The sequence below is a fragment of the Rahnella bruchi genome (genome assembly GCF_003614975.1).
GTDB lineage: Bacteria > Pseudomonadota > Gammaproteobacteria > Enterobacterales > Enterobacteriaceae > Rahnella > Rahnella bruchi.
Map to the genome: position 1 here is coordinate 309,881 of NZ_QZWI01000002.1, position 12,774 is coordinate 322,654.

Below are 12,774 nucleotides of genomic sequence, written 5' to 3' on the forward strand. Positions count from 1 at the left end.
TTTCTCCAATTCTTCTTTTCATAAAATGACCCCGGACATTGAGCCGGGGTCATTTTTAAGGCTACTTACTTAAGCATTCTGCGGGCCCGAAAGCCAGCACGCTTAGCCGTGGCGTTTTTCGAACTCCGCCATGAAGTCGGTCAGTGCTTTAACGCCTTCAATCGGCATCGCATTATAAATAGATGCGCGCATACCACCAGCCACACGGTGACCTTTTAATGCATGCAGACCGGCTTCCTGCGCCTGATCGAGGAACATTTTGTCCAGAGAAGCATCGGCCATCTGGAAAGGAACGTTCATCCACGAACGGTTCGCCGCCGCTACCGGGTTACGATAAAAACCGGTGTGGTCGATGGCACCATACAGGAGTTCGGCTTTCGCGCGATTGCGTTTTTCCATTTCACGCAACCCACCCTGCTCTTTCAGCCATTTGAATACCATGCCAGATAAATACCATGCGAAGGTCGGCGGGGTATTGAACATGGAGTCGTTCTCAGCCAGAACGGTATAGTCGAGAATAGAAGGCAATTCAGTACGCGCTTTACCCAGCAAGTCTTCACGAACGATAACCAGGGTCAGGCCAGCAGGACCAATGTTTTTCTGTGCGCCGGCATAAATCACGCCAAAGCGGCTGACATCAATCGGACGGGAAAGAATGCAGGATGAATAATCCGCCACGACGATTTTGTCTCCAAAATCAGGCATTTCATCGATAGCGACACCATCGATGGTTTCATTCGGGCAGTAATGAACGTAGGCGGAATCTGCATTCAGCTTCCATTCATTCATTGGCAGAATTCCACGCTTACCGTCGACGGTAGTCGTGACATCAATGACATTCGGAGTGCAATATTTTTTCGCTTCGTTGACTGCGCTGTGAGCCCAGTAACCGCCATCAATATAATCGGCGGATGACTTATCACCCAGCAGGTTCATGGGCACCGCAGCAAATTGCGCGCGTGCGCCGCCGTGGCAAAAGAGCACTTTATAGTTAGAGGGAATGTTCAGCAGATCACGGATATCCTTTTCGGACTCTTCAGCAACCTGGATAAACTCCTTACTGCGGTGACTGATTTCCATCACCGAGGTACCCAGTCCGTGCCAGTTACAAAGTTCCTGTTCCGCACGACGCAACACTTCAGCCGGGATCATTGCCGGACCTGCACTAAAATTATAAACCTGAGTCATTTCCCCTCACCACTTCTCTGAGACAGCCACATAGTTAGCTTTAATTTACCGGTTTTATCATTCGAAACAAGCCATCTGCAACGGTTATTCCTCACGACCTGATAAAGCGCGTTGAGATCTGCGTCACAAGGTTCTTTCCTCCCTGGAAAGCTGATTTAACAGGATTATCTGTTCACACCCGCAGTGTACTCAGTGCCCGCACCCAGGTGATATTCTGGCATCGCGGGCAGGTCGGTTTTTCACCGACTTTGAAGGACTTAATCAGGCTACACCGATGGCAGGCATAGAGTCCGCTGGTCATCATCAGGGTTTCAATATCAATATAATCTTCGGGTAAAACTGGCAGCCCTGGCTCGACGTTTTCATCCTGACGGAAGTAGACGCTCAGGCCTCCATTGGCTTCAAGGAATGCGAGCCGGACCTGCCCGAGGTGTTCGACACCTTTTTGCCGCAGCTCCATGTAAAACTCGCCTTTGGTGATATTTTCCTTCGCCATGGTTTCCCATTCGAACATACCGTCGCGAATGATAATCAGCGGTTTTCCTTCCATCCAGTTCTGGAAATGACGGCTTTTATCCATCAGCCAGGTGGAAAGACGGTAAAGCAAAAGGATGGAGAAGAAGACCGCGAACACTGGCAGCAGGGGCACATCATCGTAAAAAGTAACGTCACCGGCCGCAGAACCCAGCGTCAGAATAATCACCACTTCAAACAAAGAAAGCTGATTGACCCCGCGCCGTCCGGTCAGTTTCAGAAATATAAACACCACCACAAAGATGAAAAAACAACGGAATGTCACCTCTCCCAGATACTCCAGAGGAAACTTATCCAGTGTCATACGTTTTATATCAAAAGCCTGCATAGATGCCTCACGGGAAGTGAAAACAGCGGCTTACGAACCGCGGATTTACAGACAAGCTTAGCGCGTTACAACGCGATTACATTCTTAACACGAATACATGGAGCTAATACGCAAAACCCCGTATCATTGCGCGTTTTTAGCACGCTCAAAAGTGAACTCAATGACGCAAACTTTTATTCCTGGTAAAGACGCGGCGCTGGAAGACTCCATTTCCCGCTTCCAACAAAAACTCACCGATCTCGGCTTTAATATCGAAGAAGCTTCGTGGCTGAATCCGGTTCCCCACGTCTGGTCAGTGCATATTCGCGATCGCGACTGCCCGCTGTGCTTCACCAACGGTAAAGGCGCCAGCAAAAAAGCCGCTCTGGCTTCTGCTCTGGGTGAATATTTTGAGCGTCTGTCGACCAACTATTTCTTCGCCGATTTCTATCTGGGCAAAGACATTGCCAACGGTGACTTCGTCCATTATCCGAATGAGAAGTGGTTCCCGCTCCCGGAAGATGACAGCCTGCCAGCGGGCATTCTGGATGAACGTCTGCACGCTTTTTATGATGCCGATAAGGAACTGGTTGCCGGTGATCTGATCGACCTGCAATCCGGCAATCCTGATCGCGGTATCTGCGCCCTGCCGTTTACCCGCCAGTCTGATCTGCAAACCGTTTACATCCCCATGAATATCATCGGTAACCTGTACGTTTCCAACGGAATGTCTGCCGGTAACACCGCGAATGAAGCGCGCGTTCAGGGGCTGTCAGAAGTCTTCGAGCGTTACGTTAAAAACCGCATCATTGCTGAATCTATCAGTCTGCCTGAGATTCCTGTTGACGTTCTGGCGCGGTATCCGGGTGTGGTTGAAGCCATTGCCAAACTGGAAGAAGAAGGTTTCCCGATTCTTTCATATGACGCGTCACTGGGCGGTAACTATCCGGTTATTTGCGTGGTGCTGTTCAACCCGGCAAACGGCACCTGTTTCGCTTCCTTCGGTGCCCACCCTGATTTCGGCGTGGCACTGGAACGTACCGTTACCGAATTGCTTCAGGGCCGCAGTCTGAAAGATCTGGACGTCTTTACTGCACCGACTTTTGATGATGAAGAAGTAGCCGAGCACGCCAATCTGGAAACCCACTTCATCGATTCCAGCGGTCTCATTTCCTGGGATATGTTCAAGCAGGATGCAGACTATCCGTTTGCAGACTGGAGCTTCAGCGGCACCACCGAAGAAGAGTTCGCGACCCTGATGGCTATCTTCGATAAAGAAGACGCTGAAGTGTATATCGCCGATTACGAACATCTGGACGTGTATGCCTGCCGCATTATCGTCCCGGGGATGTCCGACATCTATCCTGCGGAAGATTTGCTATTGGCAAACAACAGCATGGGTGCGCATCTGCGTGATCAACTGCTGGCGTTGCCGGACAGCGACCTGCCGAAGGAAACCTATCTTGAGATGATCACTCAGCTCGATGATGAAGGTCTGGATGATTTTACCCGCGTCCGTGAACTGCTGGGCATTGCCAGCGGCAAAGATAACGGCTGGTACACACTTCGTGTCGGTGAACTGAAATCGATGCTGGCACTGGCCGGCGGTGATTTGGATCAGGCGCTGACCTGGGCTGAATGGGCGCACGAGTTTAACTCGTCTGTCTACACCGACGAGCGCAACAACTATTACCGTTGCCTGCAAACTCTGCTGCAACTGTCTCTGGAAGAAGATCGCGAGCCTGCGCAGTACTACAACGCGTTCGTGAAAATGTACGGTCAGAAAGCGGTTGAAGATGCTTCTGCGGCTATCAGCGGTGAAGTTCGTTTCCACAGCCTGTTTGCCGTTGATCCTGAACTTAAAGCATTGCCAGCCCATCAGGCGCTGCTTGGCGCATACGAAAAACTCCAGATCGCAAAACGTCGTCACTGGTCGAAAGCGTAATCGCACAGACGTGATGAATTGATTGAAGCCAGCGGGTTTTCCTGCTGGCTTTTTTGTTTATACATTCAAAAGAAGTTCTGCGCTTATGCTGCTCCCCTTATTCGCAAAGGTTTGACTCAGCCATTAAAATGACGTGTAATTCCGCGCGAAATAATGTCTGTATGTCGTTTTTAAGGCCAAAATATGTCACTTATTTTTATGCGTTAAACCAAAGTGAAATTTCCAAACTAAAATTGATGATATTAATTAACATTGAAGCCTTATTATTTACCCGTAAGTGAAAATAATTTTGCGAACCCTCAACTTTATTTGTAAAAATTAAAATGTTTTTATACAAGTAACTTCAACAAGTTAGCCGTAAACCCACCCCTTCAGTAGTAGTTTGAAAACCACCAAAAACCGCCTCGTATGATCCACGTCAATTTTTACGTTATACTGCTTTGCTAGTATCTCGTTGCGCAGTACATAGCCCTGAATAAGAGAGTTAATGTGAAAGCTGACAACCCCTTCGATCTCATTTTACCCGCCGCTACAGCAAAAGTTGCTGAAGATGCCGGCGTTTATAAAGCCACCAAACAACCGTTAAAAACATTCTTTTTAGCCATCACTGCTGGCGTCTTTATTTCTATCGCCTTTGCTTTTTATATCACTGCCACTACAGGCACCGGAACTGTGCCTTATGGTCTGGCAAAACTCGTCGGGGGCATCTGCTTCTCACTGGGTTTAATGCTGGTCGTCGTGTGCGGTGCAGACCTGTTTACTTCCACTGTGCTTATCGTTATCGCAAAAGCCAGCGGTCGTATTACCTGGGGACAATTGGCACGCAACTGGCTCAATGTCTATATTGGTAACCTGTTCGGATGCCTGTTCTTTGTGGCGCTGATTTGGTTCTCAGGTGAATACATGGCCGATAATGGCTTGTGGGGGCTCAATGTCCTGCAAACCGCTGACCATAAAATGCATCACACCTTTGTTGAAGCCGTATGTCTGGGGATCCTCGCGAACCTGATGGTTTGCCTGGCGGTCTGGATGAGTTATTCCGGCCGCAGCCTGATGGACAAAATGTTCGCCATGGTATTACCGGTCGCGATGTTTGTTGCCAGCGGTTTCGAGCACAGCATTGCCAACATGTTCATGATCCCTTTAGGCATCGTAGTGAAGAATTTTGCGACGCCAGAATTCTGGCAAGCAGTCGGCACAACGCCGGCACAATTCGCTGAACTCAATGTCTCTAACTTTATCATCGACAATCTCATCCCTGTGACCATAGGTAACATCATCGGGGGTGGTTTGCTGGTAGGGTTAACTTACTGGGTCATATATCTTCGCGATGAGAAACACCACTGATACAACGTGGCACTCTTGTTACGACAGTTTTACACGTGATTTTTAAAGAAATCCAAATTAGAAGGTAGGTGCAAAATGTCCAAGCTCAATGAAAAATTGACCAACGCATGGCAAGGTTTTAGTGCTGGTGAATGGCAGAATGGCGTAAACGTCCGTGACTTCATTCAGAAGAACTACACACCGTATGAAGGTGATGAGTCCTTCCTGGCTGGCGCTACCCAAGCGACAACCACCCTGTGGGATAAAGTAATGGATGGTATCAAACTGGAGAACCGCACTAAGGCTCCTGTTGATTTCGATACTGACGTTGCCTCTACCATCACTTCTCACGACGCTGGCTACATCAACAAACCGCTGGAAACTATCGTTGGTCTGCAGACTGACGCGCCATTGAAACGTGCTCTGATCCCATTCGGCGGCATCAAAATGGTCGAAGGTTCATGTAAAGTTTATGGCCGTGAACTGGATCCAGCGCTGAAAAAAGTTTTCACTGATTACCGTAAAACGCACAACCAGGGCGTATTTGATGTTTACACCAAAGACATCCTGAACTGCCGTAAATCCGGTGTTCTGACCGGTCTGCCAGATGCGTATGGTCGTGGCCGTATCATCGGTGACTACCGTCGCGTTGCACTGTACGGTATCGACTTCCTGATGGCTGATAAATTCGCACAATTCCAGTCTCTGCAAGACGATCTGGAAAATGGTGTAAACCTGGAAATGACCATCCAGCTGCGTGAAGAAATCTCTGAACAACACCGTGCTCTGGGCCAGATTAAAGAAATGGCGGCTAAATACGGTTGCGACATTTCTGGTCCTGCGACCAACGCACAAGAAGCTGTTCAGTGGACTTACTTCGGTTACCTGGCTGCGGTTAAATCTCAGAACGGCGCTGCAATGTCATTCGGCCGCGTATCTACTTTCCTTGACGTGTTCATCGAACGTGATATCAAAGCAGGCAAACTCAACGAAGAACAAGCTCAGGAACTGATTGACCACCTGGTTATGAAACTGCGTATGGTTCGTTTCCTGCGTACTCCTGAATATGATGAACTGTTCTCCGGTGACCCAATCTGGGCAACTGAATCTCTGGCAGGTATGGGCGTTGATGGCCGTACTCTGGTTACCAAAAGCAGCTTCCGCTTCCTGAATACCCTGTACACCATGGGGCCTTCACCAGAGCCGAACATGACCATTCTGTGGTCTGAAAAACTGCCAATGAACTTCAAAAAGTACGCAGCGAAAGTGTCTATCGATACCTCATCTGTACAGTATGAGAACGATGACCTGATGCGTCCTGACTTCAACAACGATGACTATGCTATCGCTTGTTGTGTGAGCCCGATGGTTGTGGGTAAACAAATGCAGTTCTTCGGCGCTCGTGCAAACCTGGCAAAAACCATGTTGTACGCAATCAACGGCGGCGTTGATGAAAAAATGAAAATCCAAGTTGGTCCTAAAGAAGCACCAATGATGGATGAAGTCCTAACCTTCGATAAAGTCATGGACCGCATGGATCACTTCATGGACTGGTTGGCTAAACAGTACGTGACTGCGCTGAACATCATTCACTACATGCATGACAAATACAGCTACGAAGCGTCGCTGATGGCTCTGCATGACCGTGACGTTTATCGCACCATGGCATGTGGTATCGCAGGTCTGTCAGTTGCTGCTGACTCCCTGTCTGCTATCAAATATGCAAAAGTTAGCACCATCCGTGACGAAGACGGCCTGGCTGTAGACTTCAAAATCGAAGGCGAATATCCACAGTTCGGTAACAACGATTCTCGCGTAGATGACATCGCTTGTGACCTGGTAGAACGTTTCATGAAGAAAATTCAGAAACTGCGTACCTACCGTGGCGCTGTAGCAACTCAGTCTGTTCTGACCATCACCTCTAACGTGGTTTATGGTAAGAAAACAGGTAACACTCCAGACGGTCGCCGCGCTGGCGCTCCATTTGGTCCAGGTGCTAACCCAATGCACGGTCGTGATCAGAAAGGTGCGGTTGCCTCTCTGACTTCCGTTGCTAAACTGCCGTTTGCTTACGCGAAAGATGGTATTTCTTACACCTTCTCCATCGTTCCAAATGCGCTGGGTAAAGACGATGATGTGCGTAAAGCTAACCTCGCTGGTCTGATGGATGGTTACTTCCATCACGAAGCGTCCATCGAAGGTGGTCAACACCTGAATGTGAACGTAATGAACCGCGAAATGCTGTTAGATGCAATGGAACATCCTGAAAACTATCCTCAGCTGACCATCCGTGTTTCTGGCTACGCAGTGCGTTTCAACTCACTGACTAAAGAACAGCAGCAAGACGTTATTACCCGTACTTTCACCAAGTCCCTGTAATAATTCAGCCTTGTAATCTGGTCTGATAAAAAGGCTCCACACCGTGGAGCCTTTGTTTCATCTTTCCCTGCCCTGCACTGTCTGTACGACAGTCTGTTTTGCCAGAGCGCTATACGTTGTGGACCTCTGGCAAAGCAGTACCGCCATTGCTGACAATCAACCTTATTGATTGTCTGGTATCATAAGCCTGTGGTTTTCAGTTTATCTCTGCCAGGCCAGCACCCGCACATTTAGACTGCTATTCATTGGTCAATATGGAGAATAACCCGCAATGTCAGTTCAAGGTCGCATCCACTCATATGAATCCTGTGGCACCGTTGACGGCCCAGGTATCCGTTTTATTGTTTTCTTCCAGGGTTGCCTGATGCGTTGCATGTATTGCCATAACCGCGATACCTGGGACACGCACGGCGGGAAAGAGATCAATGTCGATGATTTAATGAAAGAAGTCGTGACTTACCGCCACTTTATGAATGCTTCCGGCGGTGGTGTGACGGCGTCTGGCGGTGAAGCGATCCTTCAGGCAGAGTTTGTGCGTGACTGGTTCCGCGCCTGCCAGAAAGAAGGGATTAACACGTGTCTCGACACCAACGGTTTTGTCCGCCGTTATGATCCGGTAATCGACGAATTACTGGATGTCTCGGATCTGGTTATGCTCGATCTCAAGCAGATGAACGACGATATTCACCAGAATCTGGTGGGCGTATCTAACCACCGTACGCTGGACTTTGCCCGCTATCTGGCAAAACGTAATCAGCGCACCTGGATCCGTTATGTGGTTGTGCCGGGCTGGTCAGACGATGATGAATCCGCGCATAAACTGGGTGAGTTCACCAAAGATATGACCAACATCGAGAAGATTGAGTTGCTGCCATATCATGAGCTTGGCAAACATAAATGGACCGCAATGGGCGAGAAATACGGGCTGGACGGCGTCAATCCGCCAACCAAAGAAATCATGGAAAGAGTGAAAAACATTCTCGCCAGCTACGGCCATAAAGTGATTTATTAATCACCCGGTTTTGCCCATTAAAAAAGACGCCCTTTGGCGTCTTTTTTGCTTTTGCAGCGTCAGGTATGAGGGGTATCAGGCGGTAGCAACCGGGTTATGTGTATGATCCGCTTTACGCATCAGCATCACCAGATAGACCAGCGAAACCACAGCGATCATCACGAACAGCAGGCGATCTGAATAACTCTGCATCAGCATGGCGGTCATCGTCGGTCCGGCAAGGCTACCGATGGTATAACTCATCAGCAGAGCCTGATTCATTGCCACCAGTTCATCTGCGCTCACTTTCTCACAAGCCCATGACATCGCGACCGGATAGAGCGTGAAGCCCGCGCATCCTAAAATAAACAGCGTCGGCGCCATCGCATAACCACTGAGCATCGCAATACTGCCGAGGATGACACAAAAAATCTGGATGCGTAAAACCATCAGGCGACCATAGCGATCAGCCAGACGCCCTACCGGCCACTGTCCGATAATTCCCGCACTGACCAGCAATGCCATCCAGTAACCTACATTCGCATCGCTCATTCCCTGATGCGTCAGAAATAGCGGCATCAGACCGTAGAGTGAGCCAAGAACAATGCCGGAAATAATGCAGCCGTTAATCCCCAGACGGGCATTACGACGTCTGAACATCGGCATCACCGCATGGCGCGGCTGCTCTCTGTCCTGATCCTCGATATGCGTCAACAGCAGTGGCAGCATCGCAATCACAATCAGCGCGGTCACCCAAGGCAGAACGCTGAAGATAGCCGTGGGTACCGTCCCGACCAGCAATTGCCCTGCCACTGTTCCGATGTAATACATGATCATATACGCCGCCAGCAGCTGACCACGATTTTTGACGGTTCCGCTACGCAACAGCGCGCTTTCCACAACCACCCAGATCAGCGCACAGCCAATACCCGCCACGAAACGCGCCGACACCCAGGTCCAGAAGCTCATGGAAAGCGCCAGCCCGGCGGTAGCGACCGCAAATATTACGCAGGAAAGATAGTAGCTACGGTTGAAACCAATGCGCTTAATCAGCCCGCCTGCGAGCAAAGTGCCCAGCAGGTTACCGGTAAAATACGATGAACTGACCAGCCCGACCTGCCAGGTCGGCAGCTGTTCATGGCTGAGCCACAGAGGTACCAGCGTGTTTAAAACGGCAATAGAAATCGTCAGCAGAAGGAGTCCGCACAACAGCAAAGAAACGGGGCGAGAGTAGGCGGACATAGGACGTTGATGACCACAAAGAGGAAGAAATTGCGCGCATCATGCCACTGGCGGATTAAAAGTCAATCCGGCAAAAATGAGCCGGAGCACAAACAGAAGACTGATGATTGAAATCGTTAATCAAGCACGAGTATCAGGAATCATGATGCTTTAATGACAAGATGATATCGCCATGATAACAAACGAGTTTACATTTCCCGCAACCGTTACATTTTGCGCTATCGACGGCAGGTTGATTTTGTTGATTAAAAAATATTGCCGTGCGCGGACACGCAATTTCGCACATCCTGCACAAGTCATCTATCCGCCCAAGACATTGTGGCAAAATCACCGGACGCAAACCCGTATCCATGACGACTGAGGCATCCAGCGCACCACTCTCGCAGGATGATGTACATGCGCCACAGGCATCACACTCTGCATATTCGATGGCCAATGTCGGCCTGCCGTCATGGATGCTCAGAATACCCACCGGACAGGCCTGTGCACAGCGGCCACAGCCATCACACTTTTGTATAAATAGCGGCTCGGCTAACGCTTGTGGCGGACGCGAGAACTGGCGAAACAGCAACGTTTGCTCCGGGCTGGTAGTCTGCTCGACGGCCTTTTTTGCCGGTGACAACAAACCGCGGAACAATCCGCGGCGGCTGACCGTTCTGCTGCTCATCCAGGAACGATAATTGCTGGCGTCGCGTGAGTCACCCATCAGAAATACAGATCCACTGCGTTCACTTCCAGACCCCGTTGCTGTTTCCAGCCACAGAGCGTGGATTCTGCCAGTGCAGCCACACCCACATAAAACGGATGCTCCGCTTTTTGTCGCAGCAATTCCAGATAACGCCCCGCCCACGGCAGCAAATGCATCGTCAGAAATTCATTCAACAATGCCGGAGAATTTTCAGCCAGCCATGCAGCCATCATCAGCAGTAAACCGATATGATCTTCCGGCTCAGCCTGGGTTAGGTGTGGTTCGATCCCGTTTTCACGCATCCACTGGCGCAGGGTTAGCGTTGAATCGCCAAACACAACGGATTCTTTATCCAGATAGACAGAACCCCACGGCGGCGCAGGCAGCGCATAAGGGCCAACAAACAAACGCTGAAAGGCGTCATCCAGACGTTCATCTGCGGAAGAGATCTGGCGGAAATATTCACTCGCCTGCGCCCTGGCTTCATCACTCACACATGGCCATGATTCGGCCCAGTCATCCGTTTCAAACAGTGCAATTAATGCGCTCACTTCAGGAGAAGAAGGCGGGTAATACAACATCGCGCCCAGGACTTTACCGGTTAAACTGATTGATTCTGCTGACATAATTTACTCTGATTAGCGGGAACACGCCCATGTCGCACGTGTTCCCTAAAGAATCTGACACTCTACGATTAGCCGCTGACGGCCATTCCCACAGTCATATGCAAACCATAGAAAATTGCGCGGCCAATCAGCTCCCCGGCAAAGACCAGCACGAATGCCAGAATCATGGATGCCAGTGCCGGACGCTTACGCATAATCAACGGACAGAACCAGCAACCGAGACCCAGAGCCACCAGTACCAGACGCCAGACTGACAGCGAACCGTATTGTGGGATCAGCGAAGAGGCAGCCTGAACCGAGCTGTTGATGCCTGCGAGACTGGCGCTTTGCAGCACAACAACTGCCATACTTACGATCAGTGCAACCAGGCTGACGACCGGCAACAAGCGCAACGCACAACCATTGATATTTGCGCCACGCAGCAGCAGATAGCCCAGAACCGGCCCCCCGATCAGTACCGTCAGACCGAAATGGAAGAAGGTATAAGCATTATCCCAGGTCGGCACGGTATCTATTTCATAAACGCGGCACATCGCATAAACAAAACCGATACCTGCCAGCATGGTAATGATTAACCAGATTTTACCCAGTGCACGAGGCATTTTGTTAATCATCGCCAGCAGCCAGTAAATCCCGCCTAAAGCAAAGAAGAACGACCCGCTGCCGATTTCATTGCTGAGCGGCGAAGCGCCCAGCCGGTTAAGCGAGTTAAATGCGCGCAGAGGAGAACCCAGATGCAGAACCGAAGCGATAAAAGCAATCGCCATTAGCGCCCACAAGAAGAACATCGAAAGATGGATCCTGCGCGTTTCTTCAGTACTGCGTTTTGTCAGTAACGCGATAGCCAGCACGATAAACGCGCCCACCACACACTGCCCCAGAACCGTAAAGACCATTAAAGGCCATTCATGCCATCCGTTTCCCATCTCAAACCTCCTTCGGGTTAGCCAGATAACCCGTGGTATCGCCTACAGGACGGCAATTCGCATTGGGTTTGATGACGATATTTGGTTGAGTAAAATGTGCAGCTGGCAACGGGGCCACTTCAGCCAGATCACCGTATTTCGCACGCAGTTCTTCGATTGGTGCCATATCCAGCGCGCGCAGCGGGCAGGATTCCACACAAATCGGTTTCTTGCCTTCTGCAACGCGCTCATAGCAACCGTCACATTTGGTCATGTGGCCTTTGGCTTCGTTGTATTGCGGTGCACCGTAAGGACATGCCATGTGGCAATAACGGCAACCGATGCAAACGTCCTCATTCACCACTACAAAGCCATCTTCACGCTTATGCATCGCACCGCTCGGGCACACTTTGGTACAGGCAGGATCCGCACAGTGGTTGCAGGAAATCGACAGATAATACGCGAAGACATCCTGATGCCAGCCGTCGCCATCTTTCTGCCAGTCGCCACCGGCATATTCATAGATGCGGCGGAAACTGACGTCCGGGGTTAAGTTTTTGAAATCTTTACAGGCCAGCTCACAAGTTTTGCATCCTGTGCAGCGGCTTGAGTCAATATAAAAACCATATTGAGTTGTCATGTT

General features: G+C 50.0%; 11 protein-coding genes. 4 read left to right on the forward strand and 7 right to left on the reverse strand.

All coding sequences use genetic code 11. The features are described from left to right. Positions 1–102 precede the first annotated feature (102 nt). The gene (gene serC, locus D5398_RS06860) at positions 103–1,188 is read right to left on the reverse strand and encodes a 3-phosphoserine/phosphohydroxythreonine transaminase (protein WP_120506930.1); all 1,086 of its coding nucleotides are present in this window, start codon (positions 1,186–1,188) and stop codon (positions 103–105) included. A gap of 172 nt (positions 1,189–1,360) precedes the next feature. Further along, entirely contained in the window at positions 1,361–2,050 is a 690-nt protein-coding gene (locus D5398_RS06865; RefSeq protein ID WP_120506931.1) for a DUF421 domain-containing protein, read from the reverse strand. Positions 2,051–2,210: 160 nt separating this feature from the next. On the opposite strand from D5398_RS06865, the gene ycaO reads away from it, so the two are divergent. The 4 genes from ycaO (at position 2,211) to pflA (ending at position 8,691) form a co-directional block, all read left to right on the forward strand. Then, complete coding sequence (gene ycaO, locus D5398_RS06870) at positions 2,211–3,974, forward strand: 30S ribosomal protein S12 methylthiotransferase accessory factor YcaO (RefSeq protein ID WP_120506932.1); 1,764 nt, start codon at positions 2,211–2,213, stop codon at positions 3,972–3,974. Between the two features lie 489 nt (positions 3,975–4,463). Next, a complete protein-coding gene (gene focA / locus D5398_RS06875) occupies positions 4,464–5,321 on the forward strand; it encodes a formate transporter FocA (RefSeq protein WP_120506933.1) in 858 nt (285 codons plus the stop codon). A 75-nt stretch (positions 5,322–5,396) separates the two neighbouring features. Further along, positions 5,397–7,679, forward strand: a complete 2,283-nt coding sequence (pflB, locus tag D5398_RS06880) for a formate C-acetyltransferase (protein WP_120506934.1) — start codon at positions 5,397–5,399, stop codon at positions 7,677–7,679. Between the two features lie 271 nt (positions 7,680–7,950). Then, the gene (pflA, locus tag D5398_RS06885; protein ID WP_120131445.1) at positions 7,951–8,691 is read left to right on the forward strand and encodes a pyruvate formate lyase 1-activating protein; all 741 of its coding nucleotides are present in this window, start codon (positions 7,951–7,953) and stop codon (positions 8,689–8,691) included. A 75-nt stretch (positions 8,692–8,766) separates the two neighbouring features. Here the strand turns inward: pflA and D5398_RS06890 are convergent, their stop codons facing one another. From D5398_RS06890 to D5398_RS06910, 5 genes are all read right to left on the reverse strand, one after another. Then, a complete protein-coding gene (locus D5398_RS06890; RefSeq protein WP_120506935.1) occupies positions 8,767–9,912 on the reverse strand; it encodes an MFS transporter in 1,146 nt (381 codons plus the stop codon). A 133-nt stretch (positions 9,913–10,045) separates the two neighbouring features. Beyond that, positions 10,046–10,618 (reverse strand): ferredoxin-type protein NapF, encoded by a 573-nt coding sequence (locus D5398_RS06895; protein ID WP_120506936.1) that lies wholly within the window; start codon positions 10,616–10,618, stop codon positions 10,046–10,048. Next, positions 10,618–11,226 carry a Tat proofreading chaperone DmsD gene (gene dmsD / locus D5398_RS06900; protein ID WP_120506937.1) on the reverse strand — a complete coding sequence of 203 codons (609 nt, stop codon included), beginning with the start codon at positions 11,224–11,226 and terminating at the stop codon, positions 10,618–10,620. Before dmsD ends, D5398_RS06895 begins: the two co-directional genes overlap by 1 nt. Before the next feature lie 68 nt (positions 11,227–11,294). After that, on the reverse strand, positions 11,295–12,152 hold the full coding sequence (locus D5398_RS06905; protein ID WP_120506938.1) for a dimethyl sulfoxide reductase anchor subunit family protein: 858 nt from the start codon (positions 12,150–12,152) through the stop codon (positions 11,295–11,297). 1 nt (position 12,153) lies between these two features. After that, a complete protein-coding gene (locus tag D5398_RS06910) occupies positions 12,154–12,771 on the reverse strand; it encodes a DMSO/selenate family reductase complex B subunit (protein WP_120506939.1) in 618 nt (205 codons plus the stop codon). Between the last annotated feature and the right edge of the window lie 3 nt (positions 12,772–12,774).

Excerpts from the sequence above, each read along its gene's own strand:
- D5398_RS06865 (WP_120506931.1), bottom strand. The coding sequence starts at position 2,050 with ATGCAGGCTTTTGATATAAAACGTATGACACTGGATAAGTTTCCTCTG.
- dmsD (WP_120506937.1), bottom strand. The coding sequence starts at position 11,226 with ATGTCAGCAGAATCAATCAGTTTAACCGGTAAAGTCCTGGGCGCGATG.
- D5398_RS06905 (WP_120506938.1), bottom strand. The coding sequence starts at position 12,152 with ATGGGAAACGGATGGCATGAATGGCCTTTAATGGTCTTTACGGTTCTG.
- D5398_RS06895 (WP_120506936.1), bottom strand. The coding sequence starts at position 10,618 with ATGGGTGACTCACGCGACGCCAGCAATTATCGTTCCTGGATGAGCAGC.
- serC (WP_120506930.1), bottom strand. The coding sequence starts at position 1,188 with ATGACTCAGGTTTATAATTTTAGTGCAGGTCCGGCAATGATCCCGGCT.
- ycaO (WP_120506932.1), top strand. The coding sequence starts at position 2,211 with ATGACGCAAACTTTTATTCCTGGTAAAGACGCGGCGCTGGAAGACTCC.
- pflB (WP_120506934.1), top strand. The coding sequence starts at position 5,397 with ATGTCCAAGCTCAATGAAAAATTGACCAACGCATGGCAAGGTTTTAGT.
- D5398_RS06890 (WP_120506935.1), bottom strand. The coding sequence starts at position 9,912 with ATGTCCGCCTACTCTCGCCCCGTTTCTTTGCTGTTGTGCGGACTCCTT.
- D5398_RS06910 (WP_120506939.1), bottom strand. The coding sequence starts at position 12,771 with ATGACAACTCAATATGGTTTTTATATTGACTCAAGCCGCTGCACAGGA.
- pflA (WP_120131445.1), top strand. The coding sequence starts at position 7,951 with ATGTCAGTTCAAGGTCGCATCCACTCATATGAATCCTGTGGCACCGTT.